Source organism: Streptomyces sp. NBC_01515 (assembly GCF_045040345.1).
Lineage (GTDB): Bacteria > Actinomycetota > Actinomycetes > Streptomycetales > Streptomycetaceae > Streptomyces.
This window is the reverse complement of the sequence record NZ_CP109416.1, coordinates 7,530,376-7,555,040: the sequence shown is the minus strand read 5'-3', so window position 1 is coordinate 7,555,040 and position 24,665 is coordinate 7,530,376. Positions and strand designations below refer to the sequence as shown.

Annotated in this window: 22 protein-coding genes; 14 read left to right on the top strand and 8 right to left on the bottom strand. The window is 70.5% G+C overall.

What is annotated here, in order from left to right; all coding sequences use genetic code 11:
- Positions 1-418: 418 nt before the first annotated feature.
- Positions 419-2,440 (top strand): beta-ketoacyl-[acyl-carrier-protein] synthase family protein, encoded by a 2,022-nt coding sequence (locus OG407_RS34355; RefSeq protein ID WP_405863355.1) that lies wholly within the window; start codon positions 419-421, stop codon positions 2,438-2,440.
- Positions 2,441-2,610: 170 nt separating this feature from the next.
- Here OG407_RS34355 and OG407_RS34350 read toward each other — a convergent pair whose 3' ends face one another.
- The gene (locus OG407_RS34350) at positions 2,611-3,660 is read right to left on the bottom strand and encodes a Ku protein (protein WP_405863354.1); all 1,050 of its coding nucleotides are present in this window, start codon (positions 3,658-3,660) and stop codon (positions 2,611-2,613) included.
- Between the two features lie 84 nt (positions 3,661-3,744).
- On the opposite strand from OG407_RS34350, the gene ligD reads away from it, so the two are divergent.
- Positions 3,745-4,626, top strand: coding sequence for a non-homologous end-joining DNA ligase (gene ligD, locus OG407_RS34345; RefSeq protein ID WP_405863353.1), 882 nt, complete (start codon positions 3,745-3,747; stop codon positions 4,624-4,626).
- Positions 4,627-6,062: 1,436 nt separating this feature from the next.
- Here ligD and OG407_RS34340 read toward each other — a convergent pair.
- Positions 6,063-6,866, bottom strand: coding sequence for a nuclease-related domain-containing protein (locus OG407_RS34340; protein WP_405863352.1), 804 nt, complete (start codon positions 6,864-6,866; stop codon positions 6,063-6,065).
- 96 nt (positions 6,867-6,962) lie between these two features.
- On the opposite strand from OG407_RS34340, the gene OG407_RS34335 reads away from it, so the two are divergent.
- The 11 genes from OG407_RS34335 to OG407_RS34285 all read left to right on the top strand — a co-directional run bounded on the left by OG407_RS34335 (position 6,963) and on the right by OG407_RS34285 (position 17,027).
- Positions 6,963-7,469, top strand: a complete 507-nt coding sequence (locus OG407_RS34335; RefSeq protein WP_327401311.1) for a dual specificity protein phosphatase family protein — start codon at positions 6,963-6,965, stop codon at positions 7,467-7,469.
- A 116-nt stretch (positions 7,470-7,585) separates the two neighbouring features.
- The gene (locus OG407_RS34330; RefSeq protein ID WP_405863351.1) at positions 7,586-8,365 is read left to right on the top strand and encodes a hypothetical protein; all 780 of its coding nucleotides are present in this window, start codon (positions 7,586-7,588) and stop codon (positions 8,363-8,365) included.
- Entirely contained in the window at positions 8,365-9,609 is a 1,245-nt protein-coding gene (locus tag OG407_RS34325) for an ATP-binding protein (RefSeq protein ID WP_405863350.1), read from the top strand. The genes OG407_RS34330 and OG407_RS34325 overlap by 1 nt, the downstream gene beginning before the upstream one ends.
- A gap of 159 nt (positions 9,610-9,768) precedes the next feature.
- Positions 9,769-10,227, top strand: a complete 459-nt coding sequence (locus OG407_RS34320; protein WP_405863349.1) for an SH3 domain-containing protein — start codon at positions 9,769-9,771, stop codon at positions 10,225-10,227.
- A gap of 61 nt (positions 10,228-10,288) precedes the next feature.
- Positions 10,289-11,647 (top strand): FtsW/RodA/SpoVE family cell cycle protein, encoded by a 1,359-nt coding sequence (locus tag OG407_RS34315; RefSeq protein WP_405863348.1) that lies wholly within the window; start codon positions 10,289-10,291, stop codon positions 11,645-11,647.
- 8 nt (positions 11,648-11,655) lie between these two features.
- On the top strand, positions 11,656-13,113 hold the full coding sequence (locus tag OG407_RS34310; RefSeq protein WP_405868766.1) for a penicillin-binding transpeptidase domain-containing protein: 1,458 nt from the start codon (positions 11,656-11,658) through the stop codon (positions 13,111-13,113).
- Between the two features lie 45 nt (positions 13,114-13,158).
- Positions 13,159-13,686 carry a DUF3291 domain-containing protein gene (locus OG407_RS34305; protein ID WP_405863347.1) on the top strand — a complete coding sequence of 176 codons (528 nt, stop codon included), beginning with the start codon at positions 13,159-13,161 and terminating at the stop codon, positions 13,684-13,686.
- Between the two features lie 111 nt (positions 13,687-13,797).
- Positions 13,798-14,736, top strand: a complete 939-nt coding sequence (locus OG407_RS34300) for a diiron oxygenase (RefSeq protein ID WP_405863346.1) — start codon at positions 13,798-13,800, stop codon at positions 14,734-14,736.
- 164 nt (positions 14,737-14,900) lie between these two features.
- A complete protein-coding gene (locus tag OG407_RS34295; protein WP_405863345.1) occupies positions 14,901-15,548 on the top strand; it encodes a TetR/AcrR family transcriptional regulator in 648 nt (215 codons plus the stop codon).
- Positions 15,541-15,861: a hypothetical protein gene (locus tag OG407_RS34290; RefSeq protein ID WP_405863344.1), complete on the top strand. Its 321-nt coding sequence runs from the start codon at positions 15,541-15,543 to the stop codon at positions 15,859-15,861. Before OG407_RS34295 ends, OG407_RS34290 begins: the two co-directional genes overlap by 8 nt.
- Before the next feature lie 101 nt (positions 15,862-15,962).
- The gene (locus OG407_RS34285; RefSeq protein WP_405863343.1) at positions 15,963-17,027 is read left to right on the top strand and encodes a C40 family peptidase; all 1,065 of its coding nucleotides are present in this window, start codon (positions 15,963-15,965) and stop codon (positions 17,025-17,027) included.
- A gap of 81 nt (positions 17,028-17,108) precedes the next feature.
- Here the strand turns inward: OG407_RS34285 and OG407_RS34280 are convergent, their stop codons facing one another.
- The 5 genes from OG407_RS34280 to OG407_RS34260 all read right to left on the bottom strand — a co-directional run bounded on the left by OG407_RS34280 (position 17,109) and on the right by OG407_RS34260 (position 22,751).
- Entirely contained in the window at positions 17,109-18,362 is a 1,254-nt protein-coding gene (locus OG407_RS34280; RefSeq protein ID WP_405863342.1) for a styrene monooxygenase/indole monooxygenase family protein, read from the bottom strand.
- 67 nt (positions 18,363-18,429) lie between these two features.
- Positions 18,430-19,092 carry a GTP-binding protein gene (locus tag OG407_RS34275; RefSeq protein ID WP_405863341.1) on the bottom strand — a complete coding sequence of 221 codons (663 nt, stop codon included), beginning with the start codon at positions 19,090-19,092 and terminating at the stop codon, positions 18,430-18,432.
- Positions 19,073-19,483, bottom strand: a complete 411-nt coding sequence (locus OG407_RS34270; RefSeq protein WP_405863340.1) for a DUF742 domain-containing protein — start codon at positions 19,481-19,483, stop codon at positions 19,073-19,075. Before OG407_RS34270 ends, OG407_RS34275 begins: the two co-directional genes overlap by 20 nt.
- Positions 19,480-19,983 (bottom strand): roadblock/LC7 domain-containing protein, encoded by a 504-nt coding sequence (locus OG407_RS34265; RefSeq protein WP_328679099.1) that lies wholly within the window; start codon positions 19,981-19,983, stop codon positions 19,480-19,482. Before OG407_RS34265 ends, OG407_RS34270 begins: the two co-directional genes overlap by 4 nt.
- Positions 19,980-22,751: a nitrate- and nitrite sensing domain-containing protein gene (locus tag OG407_RS34260; protein ID WP_405863339.1), complete on the bottom strand. Its 2,772-nt coding sequence runs from the start codon at positions 22,749-22,751 to the stop codon at positions 19,980-19,982. The genes OG407_RS34265 and OG407_RS34260 overlap by 4 nt, the downstream gene beginning before the upstream one ends.
- A 341-nt stretch (positions 22,752-23,092) precedes the next feature.
- Here OG407_RS34260 and OG407_RS34255 point away from each other — a divergent pair, with 341 nt between their 5' ends.
- Entirely contained in the window at positions 23,093-23,881 is a 789-nt protein-coding gene (locus OG407_RS34255) for a protein phosphatase 2C domain-containing protein (RefSeq protein ID WP_405863338.1), read from the top strand.
- A gap of 65 nt (positions 23,882-23,946) precedes the next feature.
- Here the strand turns inward: OG407_RS34255 and OG407_RS34250 are convergent, their stop codons facing one another.
- Entirely contained in the window at positions 23,947-24,492 is a 546-nt protein-coding gene (locus OG407_RS34250; RefSeq protein WP_403590948.1) for a MarR family winged helix-turn-helix transcriptional regulator, read from the bottom strand.
- Positions 24,493-24,665: the final 173 nt, after the last annotated feature.

Below are 24,665 nucleotides of genomic sequence, written 5' to 3'. Positions count from 1 at the left end.
GCGGGGTCTGCGCCCTTCAGGTCTGGACACGCTGGCGGTCTCCTCGTACTTCGTGTAGCTGCCGATACGGGGTGCCTGTGGGGAGTCGGCTCAAGTTACGCGCGTAGAAAGGGAGTTGCCAGAGGGCCTCGCGTTAAATCCAGGGAACAAGTGAGTGCGGGGACGGGTGTTACGGCCATGAAAGTGATGTTCCACACATAACCCCGGTGATCAACTGGACAACTCGCCCTATTTCAGCGGACCTTGAAAGCTCCCGGGGTGCAACAGGTTCATTCTTCAACCGTGGCTTTTTCCGGTTTCGTCCAGTTCACTCGGGATGGTTTGCCGTAGGGCATAAGCCCGTTCCGTCCCTCAGGAAGCGTGTATCGATATGTCCAATTCATCCGATTCGTCACAAGTCCCGTTCGCTCCGCACCCGGTGTCCGCCGCCGAGGTCATCCCCGGTGATCTGATCGCCCTGACCCCGGCCGACGCCGAACGCGCCTGCTGGTACGTCGTCACCCACACCCTCCCCGAGACGCCCGAGACGATCCGCGTCACCCTGCGGCCGCCGCTCGGCGGGACGGACCGCGACGAGCTGCTCGGCCGCGACCGCCGGGTGATCAGCGGGTGCCGGCGACTGGACGTCGGGGCGGTACCGCGACTCGTCTCCGACGACCTCGCGTCCGTCGAGTTCCGGGAGGGCGACCGGGTGAGTTCGTTGCGGGTGGTGGATCCGGGGGCGGGCGAGGTGTCGTACGTGCGGCGGTGGGGGGTGTGGCATCGGGATCTGGACGGGGGGTCGGGGGATGACGTTCTGAGCGATGCGGAGGTTCGGGCGTGGGGTGGTTCCGGGGTTACGGGGGCTGGTGTGGGGGGCGGCTCGGAGAGCTCGGGGGCTGATGCGGGGGTTGGTGCGGGGACGCCGGGTGCTGGTGGGGAGGGTCCGGGTGCTGGTGGGGGGATGCGGGGTGCCGGTGGGGGGACGCCGGGTGCTGGTGCGGAGGGTTCGGGTGCTGGTGTGGGGACGCCGGGTGCCGGTGGGGAGGGTCCGGGTGTCGGTGCGGGGACGCCAGGTGCTGGCGGGGAGGGTTCGGGTGCTGGTGTGGGGACGCCGGGTGCCGGTGCGGGGGGTGGTGGCGAGTTCGTCGTACGGCATCATTCGCGGCCGGAGCGGGTGGCGGCCGTGGGTGGGCCGCGGCGGGTCGTGGTCACCGGGCTGGGGGCCGTGACGCCGCTCGGGGTCGGGGTCGACGAGTTGTGGCGGGGGCTGCTCGACGGGCGGCACGGGATACGGGAACTGGACGGGGAGGAGTTCGCGGAGCTGCCCGTGCGGGTGGCCGGGACCGTGCCCGTCGACCCGGCGGAGCTGCTGCCGCGACAGGCGGCGCGGCGGATGAACCGGGCCGCGCAGTTCGCGGTGCTGGCCGCGCGGGAGGCGTGGGGTGACGCCGGGTTCGTGGCGGGCGGCACGCGGGAGAGCGGGCTCGATCCCGAACGGGTCGGGGTCAGTCTCGGGGCGATCCTCGGGGACGCGTCCGTGCTCGTCGGCGGCGACCGCAAGCTGCGGGACAAGGGGCCGCGCGGCGTCTCGCCGCTCACCACGCCCATGACCGTGCCGTCGCAGGCCGCGTCGCAAGTCTCCCTCGACCTGCACATCACCGGCGAGGCCCGCACGGTCACCGCGGCGTGTGCCTCCGGCACGGAGGCGATCGGGGCGGCCATCGACCGCATACGGTACGGCCGCGTCGACATCGCCCTCGCGGGCGGGGCCGAGGCGGTCGTGACGCCGGCGATCATGGCGTCGTTCGCGGCGATGCGGGCGTTGTCCACGCGGGGGTTGGCCGATGGTTCGTCGCCGTCACGGCCGTTCGGGAAGGACCGGGACGGGTTCGTGAACGGGGAGGGTGCCGGGGTGCTCGTCCTGGAGGCCGAGGAACACGCACGCGCGCGGGGGGCGAGGATCTACTGCGAGGCGGCGGGGTGGGGGCTGTCCGCCGACGCGCATCACATGGCGGCGCCGGATCCGTCGGGGGCCGGGGTCGCGCTCGCCGTGCGGCGGGCGGTGCGGGATGCGGGCGGGCATGTCGCTGACGTCGTCCATGTGAACGCGCATGCGACGGCGACGGTGGAGGGGGATCTTGCGGAGGCGGGAGCGTTGCGGGCGGTGTTCGGCCACAGAAACGTTCCTGTCACCGCGATCAAGGGGCATCTCGGGCATCTGCAGGGGGCTGCGGGTGGGGTTGAGGCTGTGGCGACGGTGCTGGCGTTGTATCACGGGGTGGTGCCGGCGACCGTGGGGGCGGTGGGTGAGCTGGATGACTCGATCGGGCTGGATGTGGTGACGGGGGTGGCGCGGGAGTTGCCTTGGGGCGAGGACGGGGCCGGGGATCTCGCGTTGAGCAACTCGTTCGGGTTCGGGGGGCATAACGCGGTGTTGGCGTTGCGGCGGGTGGGGTAGCGCTGCGCGGGGACCGGGTTCGGTTTTGGGGCGGGTGCGGGCTCGTTGTGGCTGGGCACGCCCACGCGGCGGAGCCGCAAATTGATACAGCCCCGCGCCCCTGGGGTGCCTGCCCCATCCGGTGTTCATAAGGGGCACCGCTACACGGGGACCGGCCAGGAGGCTGTGGCTCAGGCCGTTCGTTTGCGGGGGGTTGCCTTCTTTGCCGGGGTCTTCTTCGCCGTCGTGGTGGACTTGGTCGCCGTCGTCTTTTTGGTTGTGCGCGTTGACTTCTTCGCCGGTAGCGGTGACTCGGACTGGGACTTCTTCGTCGTTGTCGTCTTTTTCGTTGCCGTGGAGGTCGACTTCTTGCCGGGGGTCTGTTTGGGGGTTGCTCGGGGGGAGATACGTCTGACCTCGGCCTTTGTTCCCGTTTGCTTGGTGTCCGGTTCCTCGCCGCGTGATTCCTTCGCCTCTCGGACGCTCTTCTCCAGGGCCGCCATCAGGTCGAGGACCTTCGCGCCGGGGGCCGGGGACGGGGTCGTCGCGGGCTGTTCACCGGAGGCCTTCGCGGTGATCATCTCCTCTACCGCCTCGCGGTAGTCGTCGTGGAGGTCCGCGAGGTCGACCTCGCCCAGCGTGTCCATCAGGGCGTCCGCGAGGTCGAGTTCCTTGTCGCGGACGGTGACGTTCGTGTCGGGGGCGACGCCCTCGGGGACGCGGATCTCGTCCGGCCAGAGCAGGCCGTGCATGGCGATCACGTCGTCGACGACGCGCAGCATGCCGAGGCGTTCGCGGCCTCGTAGCGCGTACTTCGCGATGGCCACCTTCTGGCTGCGCTTCAGCGCCTCGCGCAGCAGGGTGTACGGCTTGGCCGCGGGGACGCCGTTCGCGGAGAGGTAGTACGCGGCGTCCATCTGGAGCGGGTCGATCCGGTCGGCCGGCACGAACGCCACGATCTCGATCGTCTTCGCTGTCGGGATCGGCAACTGCGCCAGATCCTCGTCCGTGATCGGGATCATCGTGCCGTCCGCGTCCTCGTACGCCTTGCCGATCTCGGCCTGGGCGACCTCGCGGTCCTCCAGTTCGCAGACCTTGCGGTAGCGGATCCGGCCGCCGTCCTCCGTGTGGATCTGGCGGAACGAGATGGAGTGGTTCTCGGTCGCGTTCACCAGCTTGATCGGGATGCTGACCAGGCCGAAGGATATGGCGCCGTTCCATATGGATCGCACCTGCCGCACCCGCCTTCCGATTCCGGCTCGCGATTTCGACTTACGATTCCGACTCACGTCCGGTTCGTCACGTTTCCGTGGGATTCTCATCGTATGACGCCGATCACAGAGGTGGAGGGGCGAAGGGTCGCGCTCAGCAATCTGGACAAGGTGCTGTACCCGGCGACCGGGTTCACCAAGGGGGAGGTCCTGCACTACTACGCGACCACCGCCGAGGTTCTGCTGCCCCATCTGCGCGACCGGCCCGTGTCCTTTCTGCGGTATCCGGACGGGCCCGAGGGTCAGGTGTTCTTCACCAAGAACGTGCCTCCGGGTACGCCCGACTGGGTCACCACCGCGGCAGTGCCCCGGTCTGAGGGGCCGGCGCGGATGGTGCTCGTGCAGGATCTGGCGTCGTTGATGTGGGCGGCGAATCTCGTCACCGAGTTCCATACGCCGCAGTGGGTGATCGGGGCGCCGGGCGTCGCCGACCGGCTCGTCTTCGACCTCGATCCGGGGGCGCCCGCGACTGTCGTGGAGTGTTGTGAGGTTGCGGTGTGGCTGCGGGAGCGGCTGGCGGTGGACGGGATCGAGGCGTACGTCAAGACGTCCGGGGCGAAGGGGCTGCATCTGTTGGCGGGGGTGGCGCCGGTGCCTTCGGAGCGGGCCGTTGAGTACGCGAAGGCGTTGGCCGTGGAGGCGGAGGCGGCTCTGCCTCGGCTTGTCGTGCATCGGATGACGCGGAGTCTGCGGGTGGGGAAGGTGTTCGTCGACTGGAGTCAGAACGCTGCGCGGAAGACCACGGCGGCGCCCTATACGTTGCGGGCTCGGGCGGCGGAGTGCGTGTCGGCACCGGTGACGTGGGAGGAGGTGTCGACGTGCGAGGACCCGGATCAACTTGCTTTCACAGCAGGGGAGTTGGAGGTACGGCTGCTTGAGTACGGCGATCTGCTGGAACCGTTGCTCGACGCCGGACTAGCGGGAGCCCTGCCTTGACGAGGGGGTACGTGGGGATACACATGGCTCCCTTCAAGTGACCGTTGGGCCGCCCGCTTCTTGGTCAGTGTCGGGCTTCCGCGTCCCGAGTAAAGGGCGCTCCGCTGCGCTACGCGTCGCCTGCGGCGATTCCGCTTCGCTCCACCCTTGACTCGGGCCGCTCCAGCCCGTTGGAGAAGCGAGCGGGCGGCCCCGGAGGAACGGGTGGCCTAGGGAGAGGGCCCCTTACGGCGGTTACGTGGCCGGCCGGTGTTGAGGAACGCGCTCGCGCCTCGCCAGCACGCCGGGCCGGCTCAGCGGCCAACGCCGAGTGGGGGGGTGACGCGACAACTGGTTGGGGGCACGCCGGGTCGGCTCGGCGGCCAACGCCGAGTGGAGGTGGCGCCGTCGACGGGTCGGCGGCATGCCGCGTCGGCTTAGCGGCTGACACCGAGTGGGGGGGGGCGGGCGCGTCAGACCGGAGATGGCACGTCGGGCCGGCTTAGCGGCCAGCGCCGGGTGGGGTGGCGCGTCGACGAGTCGGCAGCACGCCACGTCGGCTCAGCGGCTGACACCGAGTGGGGGGGGCGGGCGCGTCAGACCGGAGATGGCACGTCGGGCCGGCTTAGCGGCCAGCGCCGGGTGGGGTGGCGCGTCGACGAGTCGGCAGCACGCCACGTCGGCTCAGCGGCTGACACCGAGTGGGGGGCGGGCGCGTCAGACCGGAGATGGCGGCACGCCGGGTCGGCTCGGCGGCTGACTCCTAGTGACGGGGGCGCGTTCGGCCGGGCCCGGGATGCCGTCGGGTGGGCTGGCGGCTTGTGCCAGAGGTCGGGGGTCGGGGGTCGGAGGTCGGAGGTCGGAGGTCGGAGGTCGGAGGTCGGGGGTGTGAGGGGGTCCGGGAAGCTGGGTGTTTTTCTAACCGGTCAAGTAGCAGATAGGTGGTTAGTTTTGGGGACAGCTTCCTGACACCACTCACCCCATCCCGCCCCGTTCCGCCGAGCCCAACTCCATACTCCACCCCGCTCCGCCCTGCTCCATCAGCACACTCCACCCCACCCGGCCAGGACACTCCACCCGACCCGGCCAGCACGCCCCACCCCACCCGGCGTTGGCCGCTGAGCCGACGTGGCGTGCTGGCGAGACGCGAGCGCGCCCCCGGCGCCGGGTGAGGGCGTAGCAGGCCCGAGGGCTTACGTACCTGGGCAACCGTCTTTCGGGGCCGCCCGCTCGCTTCTCCAACGGGCTGGAGCGGCCCTAGTCAAGGGTGGAGCGAAGCGGAATCGCCGAAGGCGACGCGGAGCGCCCTTTACTCGGGACGTGGAAGCCCGACACTGGCCAAGAAGCGGGCGGCCCGACGTCCACTTGAAAACACGCGCGACAAACTCGCCCCAAGAGGGTGCGGACAACTCCGCCGCACGAGCCGATGGTGCGCACCCTCACCGGAGAAGCAACCCTCAAACCCTCCCCCACGTATGCCGGTCCCTCGCCATCGCGTGCAGCGCCTCCACATCCGCCGGCTTCAACACCCCGCCCGTCCTTGCCAGTCCGGACAGTTCCGTGTCCTGGAGTACGCGGACCTCGCGCAGTGGAGTCGTCATCCTGACGTCCGCCGGGCCGGCCAGGGCGAGGACCGGGTGGACCTCGGCCGTCAGTGCGTACGACGCTCGGGCCGCGTCGGAGCGGGCTCGGCGGAGTAGGGGGAGGGGGTCCCGGCGGCCCAGGGTGATCATGGGGTCGGTGATGTGGACGCGTTGTTTGCGGGCGTAGAGCGTGTGGAGGGCGTAGAGGCCGCCGGGTCCGATCAGCAGGTGGTGGAGACGGTCGCCGCCGGGGAGGGGGATGGAGTGGAGGGCGTGCCAGCCCGCGCCGTCCAGGGCGTCCAGGGCTTCGCCCACCACTTGTTCCGCTGTCAGGGCTCGGCGGCGGGGGTCCGGGCGAAGGCGGTGCGGGGGACCCGGGTCGCGGTCGAGGGCCACGTGGAGGGCCTCGCCGGGGCGGTTGGGGGCCAGGTCGTCGTCGGGGTGGAGGGTCAGGCGGGCCAGTTCCGCGGGGGTCGGCACCGGAGGTGGGCCCACTGTGACCGGGCCGGTGAGGAAGGGACCGAGGGCGTGCAGGACGTCCTCTCTGCGGTCCTCGCTCAGCAGGTTGATCCTGGCCGCCTCCCTGTCGTACCAGGCGACGTTCCTTCCGTCGGTGTGACAGACGTACAGCCGTTCCTGACCATGACGCCAGGTCGGTATCACGCGCAGTCCGCTCATGCACCATCACCCCTCGACCATGGGAACAGGCGGGGTGCTCAAGGGGCAAGAACCCGGTTACCTTTGGGTCAGTCGCTGGGGCTTGGGGAGGCGCCGTTGCGGACGCGCAGGAAGCAACCCGACGTACCCGCTCCGGACAGTCCGTGGAGCGAGATCACGCCCGGTCTGTGGATGGGCGGGCACGAGTTCCGGGGACGGTCGGGGCAGTTGGAGTTCGCGGTGGTGCGGGACGAGTTCGATCTCGTACAGACGCTGCTACGGCTGCCCGGGCACGGGCCCGACACCGGCGTCGAGCACCATGTGTGGCCGATTCCCGACGGGCCGCTCGACGGGACGCAGCTGGCCGGCGTGATGCGGCTGGCCGTCGCCGCCTGCGACGCGCTGGACGAGGGGCGGAAGGTCCTCGTCCGCTGCTACTCCGGTTACAACAGGTCGGGCCTGGTCGTCGCCCACGCGCTGGTCCGCCGCGGGTACTCCACGGAGGAGGCGATACGGCTGATCCGGTCCCGCCGGTCCCCGTGGGCGCTGCACAACGAACTGTTCGTCGCGTATCTGCGGACCGGACTGTCCACGGCCCGGCTGCTGGAGGAGCTGGCCGAGTAGGCGAGTAGGCGAGGAGCCGAGTAATCGTTCCCTCAACCCACCCGCACATATGAACAAAAAGGACTTCCCTACGAATAGGGTGTACGGGTCCCACACCCGCGCCCCGCAGGAGAGCAGTGCCACCCAGTCGCCCCGCGCGTGCCACCCGTGCCGCCCGCACCACCGCCGCCGTCGCCCTGCTGCTCGCGACCGCGGTGGCCTGCGGCGACACCGGCGCGCTGCGGGCCGCTGGGGCGACCCCGACGGCGACCAGCCCCGCCAAGCTCTGGCCGAATCTGTCGCCCGCCGCCTCCCCCGCCTACGACTTCGACGAGGCGGACACGGAGACCGTGAAGGGCATCACCGTCCCCGGCGACGACATCCACAAGGTGGACCCGATCGCCGTCGTGCGCGCCGAGATCGCCGCGAACCCGAGTGACTACGACGGGTCCAAGGCGCCGTATCGGGGGACCGCCGAGCGGATCGGCGACTGCGGGAAGGGCGGGGACCGTAGCGCTTGTCCCGTTCTCAAGCCCTACTACCGCGACCTCACCGGCGACGGACGCGACGACCTGACGCTCGGGTTCCGGCTGCTGCCGACCAGGATGACCGCCGTGCGCGTCTACACCGTCGAGAAGCACCGGCTCGTGCAGGTCATGGCCAACGACGATGCCGTGAGCGGGGTCGAACTGGCCGGGCATTCGGTGATCATCCGCTCGCCGTCGGAGCTCGCGGGGTACGAGTACCGCGTGCAGTGGACCTGGGACGCGGACCAGAAGGCGATGCTGCTGACCCACGACGAGTTCCTGCGCACGGGCGGCCGTAAGCACGGAGTCCGCCGCGCGACCCCCGCACCGCCCGGTTCCCCCGCCTCTCCTACGTCCTCCTCGGCTACGTCCCCCTCGGCGACCCCGTGATGAGGCTCGCGCTGCCCCGGTGGGCCGGGACCCTCGCCTTCAAGGCGGCCGTGTTCATCACCGTGATGTGCTGCGCGCTGGCCGCCCTGCTCGGCGTACTCGTGCATGTCTCGGTGACCGACCGGACCGTGGGCCAGGCCCGCGACCTCGCGCTGTCGCGGCTGAAGGAGGCGACGAGCCAGTACGAGGCCGGGGACTCCCTCGTGCACGGCGCCGGCGTCGATCCCGAGGAAATGCCCCTGCCGCTAAGGGAGTTGGCGACGGCCGGGGAGCGCGGCACGATGGTCGGCAAACGCCGGGGGCACCCGACGATGTGGGCGGCGGGACCGGCCTCCGGCGACCGCGTGCTGGCCGTCGCGGTCGACTACTCGCAGGGCGCCGACACCATCGCCGGACTCGACCAGGCGATCGTCTGGTCCTCGGCGCTGGCGATCGGGGCCACGCTGCTGGTCGGCGCGTTCGCGGTGACCCGGGTGACCCGGCGGTTGCACGGGACGGCGCAGGTCGCCCGGCGGATCAGCGCCGGTGACCTGGACGCGCGGGTCGACGATCCCCGTACGAAGGACGCGACCCTGCCTCAGGACGAGGTCGCCGCGGTGGCCGCCGCGCTCGACACGATGGCCTCGTCGTTGCAGGGGAAGCTGCTGAGCGAGCAGCGGTTCACGGCGGACGTGGCGCACGAGTTGCGGACGCCGCTGACCGGGTTGCACGCCGCGGCCGAGTTGTTGCCTCCGGGGCGGCCGACCGAGCTGGTGCGGGATCGGGTCGCCGCGTTGCGCACGCTCACGGAGGACCTGCTGGAGATCTCCCGGCTCGATACGCGGCGGGAGAAGGTGGAGTTGGACGCCGAGCGGTTGGGGGCGGTGGCCGAGCGGGTGGTGCGGGCGTCGGGGGCGGACGCGGAGGTCGTCGTCGTGCGGGACGAGTGGGTGGAGACGGATCGGCGGCGGCTTGAGCGGGTGCTGGGGAATCTCGTCGCCAACGCGCACCGGCATGGGCGGGGGCCGGTTGTCGTGACCGTCGACGGGGCGGTGGTGGCTGTGCGGGATCACGGGGACGGGTATCCGGAGTACCTCGTCGAGCACGGGCCGCAGCGGTTCCGGACGGAGGGGGGTGCGACGGGGCATGGGCTCGGGTTGACCATCGCGTTGGGGCAGGCGGAGGTTTTGGGGGCTCGGCTGGAGTTCGGCAATGTGGACGCCGGGGATGGTGGTGGGGCGTTGGCGACGTTGACGCTCCGTTGAGAGCGGTCGTTCGTCGGCTGCGGGCCGGTGGGGGCTGAGCGCGCAGTTCCCCGCGCCCCTTCGGAGCGCGCTCGTGTGGACCAGTGTGACGAGCGCGCCCCCTCCCCTCCTCCTAATGTGGCGAATAGTCAGGTTCGCCCCACCCCTGGAGGTTCCCCCATGTCCCTCAGCCTCTCCCTCCGCCGGATCGGCATAGCGGTTGCCGCCGGTGCGCTTGTCACCGCCGCCGCCGTCGCGCCCGCCGTGGCCGACGACGAGTGGGGCGACGAAGACCCGGGCGTCAGCCGTCAGGACGACGGCGGGTGGAACCAGCAGGGCGACGAGGACTTCGGCGGTCGCGGCGACCACGACAACCAGGGCGACCACGGCGACCACGACAACCCGCGCCTCTACCGCGGTGTCGTCACGGCCGGCCAACTCGCCCTGCGTTCCCGCCCGGACCGCGGCAGCAGGATCATCCGGTACGCCTACCGCGGCGAGCACGTCTCGATCTTCTGCAAGACCGGCGGCTCGAACGTCCAGGGCAACCCGCTCTGGTACCTGCTCACGGACGGCACCTGGGCCTGGGGCTCGGCGCGCTACATCGACAACATCGGCCCCGCCCCCCGCTGGTGCTGACGGACGAGACACACGCACCACCCAAGGCACACAACCCGCACCATTTGGGTAAGTTCCGGACATGACCAACGCCGGAACCACCGTCACAGCGGACCTTCCCACACCCGCTGTACGCCTCCCCCGGCGCCGTGGCATCGAACTCACCCTCATCGTCGTAGCCGTACTCCTCTCCGTGTACGGCTACTGCGCTGTCGGTCTCGCCAAGAACGGCACGGTCCCGCCCGGCGCCGCCGGCTACGGCGCCGGGCTCGGCGTGCTCGCCCTGCTCGCGCACATCGCGGTACGGCTGCGGGCCCCGTACGCCGACCCGCTCCTCCTCCCCATCGGGGTCCTCCTCAACGGCCTCGGGCTCGTCCTCATCTACCGGCTCGACCTGGAGACCCCCGGCGACCGCGCGGCGCCCACCCAACTCGTGTGGTCCACCCTGGGCGTGACCCTCTTCATCGTCGTAGTCGTGGCCCTGCGCGACCACCGCGTCCTCCAGCGCTACGCCTACGTGTGCGTGGCCGCCGCCCTCGCCCTCCTCACCCTCCCGGTCCTCTTCCCGGCCGTGAACGGGGCCCGGATCTGGATCCGGATCGGCGGATTCTCCATCCAGCCGGGCGAGTTCGCGAAGGTGCTCCTCGCCGTCTTCTTCGCCGCCTACCTCGCGGCCAACCGCAACGCGCTCGCCTACGCGGGCCGCCGCGTCTGGCGCCTCCAGCTCCCCACCGGCCGCGTGCTGGGCCCGATCGTCGCGATCTGGCTGCTGAGCGTGGGCGTCCTGATCCTGGAACGCGACCTCGGCACCTCACTCCTCTTCTTCGGCCTGTTCGTGACCCTCCTCTACGTCGCCACCGGCCGCACCGGCTGGATCGCGGTCGGCCTGCTGCTCGCGGCCCTCGGCGCGGTCGCGGTCGGCCGGCTCGAACCGCACGTCCACAGCCGCGTCCAGGACTGGCTGCATCCCTTCGCCTCGATCGACGCGGGCCACGGCCCCAACCAACTCGCCCAGTCCCTCTTCGCGTTCGCGGCCGGCGGCATGCTCGGCACGGGCCTCGGCCTCGGCCACTCGATCCTGATCGGCTTCGCCGCCAAGTCGGACTTCATCCTGGCCACGGCCGGCGAGGAACTCGGCCTGGCCGGCCTCTCCGCGATCTTCATCCTCTACGGCCTTCTCGTGGAGCGCGGCTACCGGGCGGGCCTGGCCCTCCGCGACCCCTTCGGCCGGCTGCTCGCGGTCGGGCTCGCCTCGATTCTCGCGCTCCAGGTGTTCGTGATCGCGGGCGGGGTGACGGGCCTGATCCCGCTGACCGGCATGGCGATGCCGTTCCTCGCCCAGGGCGGCTCCTCGGTCGTCACCAACTGGGCGATCGTGGCCCTGCTGATCCGGCTGAGCGACTCGTCCCGCGGCCAGTACGACATCGAGGTGGCCGCGTGACCGACTCCATGACCCGCCACATCCGCCTCGCCGCGGCCTTCTGCACCCTGCTCCTGCTCGCCCTGCTGGTGAACGCCACCCGCATCCAGATCTTCCAGTCCCGCTCCTACGACGACAACATCGCCAACCGCCGCCACACCATCGCCCGTTACGACCAGCCGCGCGGCGGCATCCTCGTCGGCGGCAAGCCGATCACCGGCTCCCGCGACTCCGGCGAGCAGCTCCGCTACGAACGGACGTACAGGAACGGCCCGTTGTACGCTCCGGTCACCGGCTTCGCCTCGCAGGAGTACGGCACGACGTTCCTGGAGCACTCCGAGGACGGCATCCTCGCCGGCACCGATTCGATGCTCTCGCCGTTCCCCCTGTGGAACGACCTGACCCGCGCCCAGAACCCCGGCGGCAACGTCGTCACCACCCTCGACCCGGCCGCACAGCAGGCGGCGTTCGCCGGACTCGGCACGCGCACGGGCGCGGTGGCCGCGATCGAACCGTCGACCGGCCGCATCCTCGCACTGGTCTCCACCCCGTCCTACGACCCCGGCGCCCTGTCGGGCAACAGCCGTTCCGCGAACCGCAGTTGGGCCCGCCTGAACGCCGACCCGAACAAGCCGATGCTCAACCGGGCGGTACGGCAGACCTATCCGCCGGGTTCGACGTTCAAGGTGGTCACGGCGGCGGCGGCGCTCGACGCGGGGGTGGTGACGGACCTGGACGCGGCGACCAAGTCCCCCGACCCTTACACCCTCCCCGGCACGTCGACGACCCTCACGAACGAGGGCGACGGCTGCGCGGACGCACCCCTGCGCTCCGCCTTCAAGTGGTCGTGCAACACGGTGTTCGCGAAGCTGGGGGTGGATGTCGGCGTGCGGAACATGAGCACCACGGCGGAGGCCTTCGGCTTCAACGACACCGACGCGCGGATCCCCTTCTCGGTCTCCCCCAGCACCTTCGACACGACGCTGGACAAGGCCCAGTTGGCGCTGTCGTCGATCGGGCAGTACAACACGCGGGCCACGCCGTTGCAGATGGCGATGGTCGCGGCGGCGGTCGCGAACGGCGGGCAGGTGCGGGAGCCGTACCTGGTGGAACGGACGACAAGGCGGGGCGGCGAGACGGTGTCGACGCCGGGCTCCCGCCCCGTCCGCCAGGCGATGCACCCGGCAACAGCCGTACAGATGAAGGAACTCATGGAGGACGTGGTCACCGAAGGCACCGGCACCAACGCGGCCATCCCCGGCGCGACCGTCGGTGGCAAGACCGGCACCGCGCAGCACGGCATCGGCAACTCCGGTACGCCGTATGCCTGGTTCGTGTCCTGGGCGCAGGGCGAGCGGGACATCGAGCCGAAGGTGGCGGTCGCGGTGGTGGTGGAGGACGCGTCGGCGGACCGGTCCGACATCAGCGGCGGCGGGGACGCGGCACCGATCGCGAAGGCGGTGATGGAGGCGGTGCTCGGTTCCTGAGACGGGGGCTATCGGGCGGCACCCGCCCCGACCTACCGTTCGGCCATGACCAACCCCTTAAGGACACCCGCGTACGAACTCGCCCAGGCCAACGTCGGCAGACTCTCATTCCCCCTGGACTCCCCGGAGTTGAGGGACTTCGTGGCCGCCCTCGACCCGGTGAACGCCGTCGCGGACTCGGCCGACGGCTTCGTCTGGCGCCTCCAGTCCGACACCGGCAACGCGACCGACGTCCCCGTCCTCGGCGACGACTGGCTGATCATCAACATGTCGGTGTGGCGCGACCCGGACGCCCTCACCGCGTTCATGTACCAAGGCCGGCACCGGGAGTTGCTGGCCCGCCGCCGCGAGTGGTTCGAGCGGGTGCGGGAGGCGATGGCGGTCCTGTGGTGGGTCCCGGCGGGCCACCGCCCCACGGTGGCCGAGGCGGAGGAACGGCTGCTGCATCTGCGGGCGCATGGTCCGACGCCGTACGCGTTCACGTTGCGGACGTCGTTCCCGGCACAGGGGGCGGGGCCGGTGAAGTCGGTGACACCGGTGGACATCCCGGAGGGGCTGGGCTGTTCCGTCTAGCGGACCAACAAGTCCCGCCCAAGGGATTGACGAGCTTGCTGACAAGCAGTCTCATAAGACGTCGGAGGATGTGACCCCGGGTAACACGCTGATCCGCGAGGTGGGAGAACCATGACGACCATGACCGAAGCCGACGCGGTCGACGGGCTGCGTGACGCGCTCGGGCTGCTCAAGGACCGTGAGCAGGTGGCCGAGCGGTTGCTCGCGTCGTCCGCCAAGCACTCCTTCGATCCCGACAAGGAGCTGGACTGGGACGCGCCCTTCGAGGACGGGAAGTGGTTCTGGCCGCCGGAGTTGGTGTCCCTGTACGGCACCCCGCTGTGGAAACGGATGGGCGAGGAGCAGCGCGTCCTGCTCTCCCAGCACGAGGCCGCCGCGCTCGCCTCGCTGGGTATCTGGTTCGAGTTGATCCTGATGCAGCTGCTTGTCCGGCACATCTACGACAAGGCGGCGACCAGTGCGCATGTGCGCTACGCGCTGACCGAGATCGAGGACGAGTGCCGGCACTCGAAGATGTTCGCGCGGCTGATATCGCGGGGCGAGACCCCCTGGTATCCGGTGAGCCGGGCTCATCAGAACCTGGGGCGGCTCTTCAAGACCATCTCCACCACGCCTGGTTCGTTCACGGCCACGCTGCTTGGAGAGGAAGTCCTCGACTGGATGCAGCGGTTGACGTTTCCGGATGAGCGGGTGCAGACGCTGGTCCGGGGGGTCACTCGGATCCACGTCGTCGAGGAGGCGCGTCATGTCCGTTACGCGCGGGAGGAGTTGAGGCGGCAGATGGTGACCGCACCTCGGTGGTCGCAGGAGTTCACGCGGGTCACCTCCGGGGAGTTCGCGCGTATCTTCTCGATCGCCTTCGTCAATCCCGAGGTGTACACGAACGTGGGGCTTGATCGGGCGGAGGCGGTGGCTCAGGTGCGGGCGAGTGGGCATCGGCGGGAAGTCATGCAGAACGGTTCCAAGAAGCTGACGGACTTCCTCGACGACATTGGTGTGCTGCGGGGTGTGGGGCGGCGGCTGTGGAAGGCGTCCGGGCTGCTGGCTTGATTTCACAGTGCGGGCCGGTGGGGGCTGGTCGCGCAGTTCCCCGCGCCCCTAAAAGACACGGGCCGGCCGGTGTCTTTTAGGGGCGCGGGGCTGTGACATCGGCGGCTCCGCCGCGGGGCGCGACCAGCCACGACGCACCCGCGGCCGCCGACTACCCTGCACCCATGCCCCCAGCCGCGCCCGCCTACCGTCGCCTGAACGTCGAGGAGCGGCGCAGCCAGCTTCTCGACGCCGCCCTCAGCCTCTTCGCGCACCGCGCCCCCGAAGAGATCTCCCTGGACGACGTGGCGGAGGCGGCCGGAGTCTCGCGCCCCCTGGTGTACCGGTACTTCCCTGGCGGCAAGCAGCAGCTCTACGAAGCCGCCCTGCGCTCCGCCGCCGACGAACTCCAGCAGTGCTTCGACGAGCCCCGCGAGGGCCCGCTCCTCCCCCGCCTCGCCCGCGCCCTGGACCGCTACCTCGGCTTCGTCGACCAGCACGACGCCGGTTTCAGCGCACTCCTCCAGGGCGGCAGCGTCGTAGAGACCTCTCGCACTACGGCCATCGTGGACGGCGTCCGCAGGGCCGCGGCCACGCACATCCTCAGCCATCTCGGCGTAGCCGACCCCGGACCCCGCCTCCGCATGACCGTACGGATGTGGATCACCGCCGTAGAAGCCGCGTCGCTCATCTGGCTCGACGAGGACAAGCAGCCGCCGCTGGACGAGTTGCGGGACTGGCTGGTCGAGCAGTTCGGGGCGGTGCTGTCGGTGACGGCGCGGCGGGACCCGCAGACGGCCGCGCTGGTCCAGGGCCTCGCGGCGGATGGCTGACACTGGTGGCGTGAAGAGCGAAGAGACCCCGTTCGAGGGCGGCCCGATGGACGGTCGCTCCCTGCCCATCCTGCTCGGCCCCACCGGCACCCCGCCGAAGACCTACCGCATCCCGGTCCCCGACGACGCCGGCGGCCCGCCCACGGTCCTCGTGTACCGCCGCGTCCCCCGCGCCCACAGCAAACGGCTCGGCCTCCCCAAGGGCTGGAAGTACGAATACGACCCGGAGGGGAAGCGAAGCGGTGCACTCAAGTGGCCGTGGTCCAAGCCAGACGCCACGCCGGGCGGCAAGCCGGACGACACCCACGGGTGACGCGGTTACGCCGAACCGCACACCCGGCGCGCGGACCCGCCGTCCCCGACTGATGCTCACGGTGCGGGGCGGAAGGCCCGCCGCGCACCGGAGGTGATGACGTGTCAGGAAGGCTTCTGCGTCTGGTCTGTACGGCAACGGTGGCGGCCGGCACCGTCCTCGCCCCGCTGCCCGCCGCGGCCGTACCCGAACCACAGGCCCCCGGACAGCGCCCGGTAGCTGAACTGCTGACGGACCTTCAGACCCTCTACCGCGACGCCGAACAGGCCACGGAGACGTACAACGCCACCGAGGAGAAGCTGAAGAAGCAGCGCACCGAGGTCGACCGCCTCGACTCCGCACTCTCCCGCGCCCGCCTCACCCTGCACGACAGCCGAGGCGCCGCCGGCCGCCTGGCCCGCGAGCAGTACCAGAACAGCACGGCCATCTCCCCGTACGTCCGCCTCCTCCTCGCCCACGATCCCCAGCACGCGCTCGACGAGGGCCATGTCATCGGCCAGTTGGCGCGGGAGCGCGCCGAGACGGTGGGCCGTTTGGTCGGCAGCGAGAAGAAGAGCGACGGCCTGGCCCGGGCGGCCCGCAAGGCCCTGGACACCCAACTCACCCTGGCCGCCCGCCAGAAGAAGGACCAGGACGACGTCCGCAAGCGCCTCGCCGACGTCGAGAAGCTCCTCACGTCCCTCACCCCCGACCAACTCACCGCGCTGGCCGCCTTCGAGAAGACCGACATCGACAAGGCCCAGCAGAAACTGGTCACTTCAGGCGCCCTGGGCGACGACTCCCGCGAACCCTCCCGAGAGGGCGACCGGGCGTTGCGCTACGCGGTACAGCAGGTGGGCAAGCCCTACGAGTGGGGAGCGGAGGGCCCGAAGACGTACGACTGCTCGGGCCTGACGTCCGAGGCCTGGGGCTACGCGGGGACGCCAATCCCGAGGACCAGCCAAGAGCAGTGGGCCGAGCTGCCCAGAGTCCCGCTCGACGAACTCCGCCCCGGCGACCTGGTCATCTACTTCCCCGAGGCGACACACGTGGCGCTGTACTTGGGCGCGGGCCAGGTGGTGCAAGCCCCCCGCACAGGCGAGAAGGTCCAGGTGTCACCCGTGGCGTCCTACCCCATCCTCGGAGCAGTACGTCCAGATTCCCCACCTAAAGGGGCGCGGGGCTGAGACATTGTGCGGCTCCGCCGCGTGGGCGCGCCCAGCCACAACGAACTCGCAGCCGCCAACTCCCCACAACCCCAACGGCGACTAGGCCCCGGCAACAGAAGCCAGGTACGCCCCGGTCTTCTCCGGCTCATAGAAGAAGTTCTCAAAATCGGCCGGATCATCAAACGCGTTGGCGAACCGATCCGCCACCGGCTGCAACTGCCCAGCCGCCCCGATGAGGTTGAGAATATGCTCCGGCGGCGGAGCCAACATCGCGTTGGTCCACTTGGTGACGTGCCGCGCAGTCTCCCAGTACCGCTCGAACGTGGCCGTCATCCAGTCCCCGTCGAACTCCTTCTCCCCGCGCTCAAGAATCGACGCGAGATACGAAGCGGCGCACTTGGACGCGGAGTTGGACCCCTGCCCGGTGATCGGGTCGTTCGCGACGACGACATCCGCGACACCCAACACCAGCCCACCGCCCGGCAGTTGGCCGACGGGGTTACGGACGGTGGGCGCGTACCGCCCGGCCAACGTCCCACCCGCGTCCGTCAGTTCGACGCCCCGCGCCCGCTCGTACTCCCACGGCGTGAACTTCTCCATGAGTTCCAGGGTCAGGGAGAGGTGCTGAGCCGGGTCCTTGACGCCGTTGAAGACGTCCAACGGCCCGCCGGGTATGCCCTCCCAGAACAGGATGTCCGCACGGCCCGACGTGGTGAGCGTCGGCATCACGAACAACTCGCCCACGCCGGGCACCAGGTTGCAGCGGACCGCGTCGAACTCCGGGTGCTCCGGGCGCGGTCCGAGACCGTGGACGTAGGAGACGGCCAGGGCGCGCTGCGGCTCCGTGTACGGGGACCGCTCCGGGTCGCGGGCGAACATGGAGACCAGCTCGCCCTTGCCCGCCGAGACCAGGACGAGGTCGTACGTACGGGAGAAGTAGTCGAGGTCGCCGACTGCCGCGCCGTGGATGACCAGTTGGCCGCCGCGCTGGGCGAACGTCTCCATCCAGCCGGCCATCTTGACCCGCTGGTCGACCGACTGCGCGTACCCGTCGAGCTTGCCCACCCAGTCGATCGCGCGCTGTGTCGGCCCCGGGTCGTGCGAGCCGGGGGCGGCGACCGAGACGCCGAGTCCTTCGATCTTCGGGGCCTGGGACTCCCAGAAGTTCAGCTGGAGATCGCGCTCGTGCCGCAGTGCCGTGGTGAACATGCACTGCGTCGACATGACGCGTCCGGAGCGGATCTCGTCCGCCGTCCGGTTGGACATCAGGGTGACCTCGTACCCGTGCGACTGGAGTCCCAGGGCGAGTTGGAGCCCGGACTGGCCGGCTCCGACGACGAGTATCTTCCGCATACGGGTGCTGGCTCCTTTGTCGCGACCGGTCGTGGTCGAGGACTGCTCGGGGACTGCTGCTCGGGGACTACTCGGGGGTGACGTCCAGCGCGTGGGCGACGAGCGCGAGCAGGGTCTCGATGGCCGAAATCCGCCGCCGCGCATCCATGATCATGACAGGTACGTGCGCGGGGATCGTCAACGCCTCCCGCACGTCGTCGGGTTCGAACCGCTCGCTGCCGACGAAGTGGTTGACAGCGACGACGTACGGCAGCCCGCAGCTCTCGAAGTAGTCCAGCGCGGGGAAACAGTCCTTCAGGCGGCGGGTGTCGGCCAGCACGACCGCCCCTATCGCGCCGCGCACCAGGTCGTCCCACATGAACCAGAACCGCTGCTGCCCCGGCGTACCGAACAGGTAGAGCACCAGGTCGTCGTCGAGCGTGAGACGGCCGTAGTCCATGGCGACCGTCGTGGTCATCTTGTCCGGGGTGCCCGTGAGGTCGTCGGTCTCCTCGCTGGCCTCGGTCATCAGCGCCTCCGTCTGGAGGGGCTGGATCTCGGAGACGGCGCCGACCATGGTGGTCTTGCCGACGCCGAAGCCGCCGGCCACCACGATCTTCGTGGCGACGGGCGCGCGCGTGCGGTCCTTCTGCCAGGGCCGCAACTGCTCCTCGTCGTCGAGGAGTTGCTTCTCGTCCTTGAGGAGCGGGGCGACGCCGTAGGCGGCGGCGTCAGAGACGACGGAGTCCACTCAGCACCTTTTCCAGCAGAGCGCGGTCAGGACGGCCCGTACCGTGAGCGGTTCCGGTTCCGTACACACGGATCTTTCCCTGGTCCGCGAGATCGCTCAGGAGCACGCGGACCACGCCGAGCGGCATCTTCAGCAGCGCGGCGATCTCGGCCACCGTGCGCATACGGCGGCAGAGTTCGACGATGGCCAGCATCTCCGGCATGACCCGGGTGTTGAGGGAACCGTTCGTCAACTCCTTGCGTTCCTCCGGGGCTTCGAGCGCCGCCACGAAGGTCTCCACGAGGAGGACATGGCCGAATCGGGTACGGCCGCCGGTGAGCGAGTAGGGGCGTACCCGGGCGGGTTTGCGGTCGCCGCCGCGCACCGGGAGCTTGTTGGGCGTACGGCTCATCGCGCACTCCCCGAGGTCGCGTCTTCGAGGGATTTCCGTAGCTCGCTGCGGAGTTCGGGCGTCAGCACGTGGCCGGCGCGGCCGACGAAGAGTGCCATGTGGTACGCCACGACGCTCATGTCGCAGTCCGCGGAGCCGTGCACGCCGAGCAGCGAACCGTCGCTGATCGACATCACGAAGAGGCTGCCGTCCTCCATCGCGACCATGGTGTGCTTCACCGGTCCCGAGTCCATCAGCTTCGCGGCGCCGACGGTGAGGCTGCCGATGCCGGAGACGATGGTGGCGAGGTCCGCGGCGGAGCCTCGCGGGCCGGTGCGCTTGGCTTCGAGGGCTTCCTTGGCCTCGGCGTTCCTCCCCGGATCGGAGGAGAGGAGCAGCAGGCCGTCGGAGGAGACGACCGCGACCGACTGGATGCCGGGCACCTCCTCGACGAGGTTGCTCAGCAGCCAGTGCAGGTTGCGGGCTTCACTGCTCAGTCCGAAGGTACTGGGCGCGGTCAACTGCTTGCCTCCTCGACGGTGCCCCCCGTGGGTTCTTCGGATCGTGCGGTCGCGCTGCGCGGGGCCGGGACCGGGTTCTGGCCGGTCTGTTCGGCGATCTCCGCTTCTACGTCGCGGTAGCCGGCGGAGGCTCCTGAGCGGAAGCCGCCCAGTCTGCGGCGTAGGGCGTCGGCGTCCACGGTGCCGGTCCGCTGGCGCGGGGCTTGGGCGGGTTGGGTGATCTTGGGGGTGCGTTTGGGGAGGCCCTTGTCCGTTACCGGGTCCTCGTCCTGGGCTCGTTCGTGTTCTACGGCTTCGGCTTCGCCGTCAGCCGTGAATTTGTTCCCACCCGCACCGCCCGTGCGGGCATCGTTGTCGGGTGCGGGTGGCCCCTGTGGGGCGAACTCGCCGTCGGCGGCCAGCCGTTCGTCCCTCGACGGGGCCGCTCGGTCCTCCGCCGTCAGCGGCAGCAGAAGCTCCATCGTCATCTCCGCCGGGGATTCCGCGGGGGTTGCCGACGGGGTCTCGCGTACCGCCTGTTCCGCCAGGGCGACCAACGGGTCCATGTGGTCCGAACGGCCGTGCAGGACGTTGGAGTTGGCCTCTGCGGTGGCGCCGGGGAGGGAGTAGGAGTGGGTGTCGCCGAGGGCCGGGGTGGCGGAGGACGGGACCGCCGAGGTGGGGGCCCCTGCCAGCAGTGCGCTCGGGATGACCACGACCGCCGCGATGCCGCCCTGCTTCTGGTCGCGGAGCTGGACGCGGACGCCGTGGCGGTGGGCCAGGCGGGCGACGACGTACAGGCCGAGGCCCAGGCCCTCCTCGCCCTCCTGGTCGTAGGGGGACTCCGGGTCGAACTCGGTGAGGCGGAGGTTGAGGCGGGCCATGCGGTCGTCGGTCATGCCGATGCCCTCGTCCTGGACGGAGAGCATGACCTCGCCGTTCTCCAGGAGCCAGCCGGAGATCTCGACGGGGGCGTCCGGCGGGGAGAACGAGCTGGCGTTCTCCATCAGTTCGGCCAGCAGGTGGCTGAGGTCGTCGGCCGCGAAGCCCGCCACGTGCGCGTGCGGGGGGAGCGCCGAGATGCGGACGCGTTCGTAGCGCTCGATCTCGCTGACCGCCGCGCGGACCACGTCGACCAACGGGACGGGTCCCGCGTGCTGTTGGACGTGTTCGGTGCCGGCGAGGACGAGGAGGTTCTCGCTGTGGCGGCGCATGACCGTGGCGAAGTGGTCGAGTTTGAAGAGGGTGGCGAGGCGCTCGGGGTCCTGCTCGCGCTCCTCCAGGCCCTCGATGACGGCGAGTTGGCGCTCGACGAGGCCCAGGGTGCGCAGCGCGAGGTTGACGAAGGTGCCGCCGATGCTGGTGCGCAGGCGCTCCAGCTGGGTGGCGGAGCCGGTGACTTCGGCGCGGAGTTCCTCGCGGGCGTCGGCCATCTTCTGGCGCTGGCCGACCAGGTGCTTGCGGTCGGCCTCCAGGGTGGCGATGCGCTCGTGGAGGGCGGCGGCGTGCGCGTGCAGGGCGTTGACCGAGCGGACGACCTGGGCGAACTCGTCGTTGCGGCCGGTGAACTTGATGGGCTCCTCGGCGCCCGGGTCCTCCGCCTCGGCCAGCCGCGTCGAGCCGCGGCGCAGGACGGAGAGGGGGCGGGTGAGGGTGCGGGCCATCGCGGTGGCGATGCCTACGGCGAGCAGCATGAGGGCGCCGAGGATCGCGACGCGGAGTTCCAGCGCCTTGACGTCGTCGTCGCGGAGCTGGGCGAGGTCCTTGCCGCGGTCCACGTAGAGCGCGGACTCCTCGCCGCGCATCAGGTCGACGCGGGCGGAGAGCGCCGCGTCGAGCTTCTTCGTGCTGGTGTCCAACTGGTCGTCGGACAGCGTGGGTTGGGCGGTGAGGGAGCTGAGGTACTTCTCGGCGGAGTTGACCTCGGACCCGGTGACCGTGGAGTCGTAGCCCGCGACGGCGTCCTTCGTCGCACCGTCGCGGAAGTCGGCGAGGGCGGCGTCGGAGCGCAGCCGGGCCTGCTGGGCGGCGGCGCTGAGGGCGTCGCGTTCCTTCGTCTGGGCCTTGGTCGAGGTGGTCTCGGTGACCGGGAGGCCCGTGATGGCGCTGGTGACCGTCTCGGTGGTCGACGGCACGTTCAGGGCGGCGAGGAGCAGTCCCCTGGTGGCGGCGGCCTGCTGGACGGCGGCGTCGAGTTCGGCGAGCGCGTAGGCGCCGGAACCGGCGCGCGGCGGCATCTTCTCCGCCAACTGCTCGGCGAGCCGGTGCAGTTCGGTGATGGCACCGGAGTACGCGGCATGCGCCTCCAGCGCGCTGCTCTTGCCGGTGAGCGCGGCCCGTCGTACGGCGGCGACGTCGTCGAGGTCCGAGCGGAGCGTGGCGGAGATGTCGGTGTCGGCGCGGAGTTCCTCGACCTGGCGGTCGACGCGGGCGCTGTGGTCCTCGTCGGGCGCCTGGGACTTGGGGCGTCCGGCGGCGATGTAGGAGGTGACCGCGTCCCGCTCGTCGGCGAGGGAGTGGGCCAGCGACAGGGCGTCCTGGGTCTGTCCGGCGAGGGTCACCAGGTCCTGGGAGTCGCTCAGTCGGCCCGAGGCGGTGATGAGGGAGGGGACACCGGCCGCGGCGATGGCGGCGGCCACGACAGCCACGGCGATGATGAGCCGGTTGCGTACGTGGGTACGGCGCCCGCTGCCCGCGGGGTCGGGCACGGCGGCACCGGTGGCGCCCCCCTGAGGGGCCGTCTGCTTGCCTGTGCGCCGCGGCCGCTTCTTCTGCACCGGTGCTCGCATTCCTGACTCGTGATACCCATGGGCCCGGGTGACGCTCCGTCATCCCGGTACGGCGACCCTCCCAGTGCCGGTAGGCAGTGGCCGCGCATCGTCCGGCCCGCCACCCGAAGGAGTGAACCCCGGACGGGAGTTGGCGGGCAAGTTCCGGCGGCCGGTCCAAGGCCCGCGCGGCGTGTGCCGGTTGGACGTGAGCGGCGGGCTTTGGCAGGATTCGCCGCCACGCATTTCCGGAGTGATCCATTACAGCCCAAACCAGGCGCCTGACCTGCACGACTGCGCCCATTCGACCATGAGTGCCAAGCTTTTGCGGAGCCTGTGAAGAGGTCGTGCAGACTGGCCGTATGCGTACGGAACTTGTGTCGGAACCGGGCGACCCGGACCGCCCCAACGAGGACTTCGCGAGCGTCGGCCTTCCGGCCTCGGGACAGGGCGGTTCGCTGATCGTCCTGGACGGTGTGACGCCCCCGAGAGGGGAGACGGGCTGTCTGCATTCGGTCCCCTGGTACACCGCGCGCCTGGGCGGCGCGCTGACCGAACTGACCGTTTCCTACCGGGATCTGACCCTCTCGGAGATTCTCTCCCGGGCGATCCTCCGAACAGCTGAGGCCCACGCCACCACCTGTGACCTTTCTCACCCACGCACCCCGCAGACAACGGTGGTGCTGGCCCGCTGGTCCCCCCACGAGGTCGAATACCTGGTCCTCTCGGACTCCGCTCTGCTGGCCGAATCCCCGGCCGGCGAGGTGACCGCCGTACTGGACGACCGCCTCTCCCGCCTTCCCCGCAGCGCCCTCGCGACGGACGCCATGATCGACACCACGCTCCGTAACAAGGAGGGCGGCTTCTTCACGGCCGCCGCCGATCCCTCGGTCGCGGCCCGCGCGGTGACGGGGTCACTCCCCCGCACCGACGTCCGGGCCCTCACCGCCCTCACGGACGGGGCGACGCGGTGGGTGGAGAAGTTCGGCCAGGGCGACTGGGCGGACTGCTTCGCCCTCGTACGGAAGGAAGGGGCACCGGAGTTGGTGACCCGGGTGCGGGCGCTGGAGCGGGCCGACGCGGAGGAACGGACGTATCTGCGGCGGAGCAAGACGCACGACGACGCGACGGTCGTGTACGTCGAGCTGTGACCGGCCGCTACGCCGGTGTCACGGCTCCCGTGCACGCCGAACCGTGAACTGCCCCTACGCCGGTGTCACTTCTCCATGACGCCGTTCAACTGGTGGATCAGGCGGGCCAGTTCGGCGACCTCGTGGCGGTCCCAGTGGGAGAGCTGGCTGACGTAGCGCGCCCGCCGGGCCTCGCGGACGTGGGCGACCCGGCGGCGGCCCTCGTCGGTGAGGTCGACCAGCCAGGCGCGGCCGTCCGCCGGGTCGGGCTCGCGGGCGATCAGGCCCAGGTCCTCCAGGGCGCGCAGCTGGCGGGACATCGTGGCCTTGCCGACGCCGATGTAGGCGGCCAGCTCCGTGGCGCGCTGCCTCCCGTACTCGTCCAGCCGGACCAGCAGGCCGTACGCGGCGGACTCCAGGTCGGGGTGGACCTCGCGGGCCATCTCGCCCTGGTTGGCCCGGGCCCGGCGGAAGAGGAACGTCAACTCGCGCTCCAGGGACAGGTATTCGTGGTCGACGGCGAGCCCGTCGGGCCCCACGGGCAGCGCGCCGCCGTCTCCGGAGAGGCCGCCGCCGTCCGCGGGAAGCCCGCCGCCGTTCCTGTCCTCGCCCTTGTGCACGTCAGCACCCATTGGTCCGCTTTCCCGATCGTGAAAGTTTCCGCCAAACACCGTCATCGCCGCAGCTCCGCCAGTATTTCGCAGGCCCGGACCGACGGCGTCGTCCGGACCCCCTTCCCAGGACACAGACGTGCGACAAAGGCCCGGGCCCCCTCGCGAAAGGGGACCCGGGCCTTCATCTACCG

Bases quoted from the DNA above. Each gene is read 5' to 3' on its own strand.
- OG407_RS34295 (WP_405863345.1), top strand. From the start codon at position 14,901: ATGCCCCCAGCCGCGCCCGCCTACCGTCGCCTGAACGTCGAGGAGCGG.
- OG407_RS34325 (WP_405863350.1), top strand. From the start codon at position 8,365: ATGAGGCTCGCGCTGCCCCGGTGGGCCGGGACCCTCGCCTTCAAGGCG.
- OG407_RS34280 (WP_405863342.1), bottom strand. From the start codon at position 18,362: ATGCGGAAGATACTCGTCGTCGGAGCCGGCCAGTCCGGGCTCCAACTC.
- OG407_RS34250 (WP_403590948.1), bottom strand. From the start codon at position 24,492: ATGGGTGCTGACGTGCACAAGGGCGAGGACAGGAACGGCGGCGGGCTT.
- OG407_RS34315 (WP_405863348.1), top strand. From the start codon at position 10,289: ATGACCAACGCCGGAACCACCGTCACAGCGGACCTTCCCACACCCGCT.
- OG407_RS34320 (WP_405863349.1), top strand. From the start codon at position 9,769: ATGTCCCTCAGCCTCTCCCTCCGCCGGATCGGCATAGCGGTTGCCGCC.
- OG407_RS34270 (WP_405863340.1), bottom strand. From the start codon at position 19,483: ATGAGCCGTACGCCCAACAAGCTCCCGGTGCGCGGCGGCGACCGCAAA.
- ligD (WP_405863353.1), top strand. From the start codon at position 3,745: ATGACGCCGATCACAGAGGTGGAGGGGCGAAGGGTCGCGCTCAGCAAT.
- OG407_RS34310 (WP_405868766.1), top strand. From the start codon at position 11,656: ATGACCCGCCACATCCGCCTCGCCGCGGCCTTCTGCACCCTGCTCCTG.
- OG407_RS34260 (WP_405863339.1), bottom strand. From the start codon at position 22,751: ATGCGAGCACCGGTGCAGAAGAAGCGGCCGCGGCGCACAGGCAAGCAG.
- OG407_RS34305 (WP_405863347.1), top strand. From the start codon at position 13,159: ATGACCAACCCCTTAAGGACACCCGCGTACGAACTCGCCCAGGCCAAC.
- OG407_RS34340 (WP_405863352.1), bottom strand. From the start codon at position 6,866: ATGAGCGGACTGCGCGTGATACCGACCTGGCGTCATGGTCAGGAACGG.
- OG407_RS34290 (WP_405863344.1), top strand. From the start codon at position 15,541: ATGGCTGACACTGGTGGCGTGAAGAGCGAAGAGACCCCGTTCGAGGGC.
- OG407_RS34300 (WP_405863346.1), top strand. From the start codon at position 13,798: ATGACGACCATGACCGAAGCCGACGCGGTCGACGGGCTGCGTGACGCG.
- OG407_RS34255 (WP_405863338.1), top strand. From the start codon at position 23,093: ATGCGTACGGAACTTGTGTCGGAACCGGGCGACCCGGACCGCCCCAAC.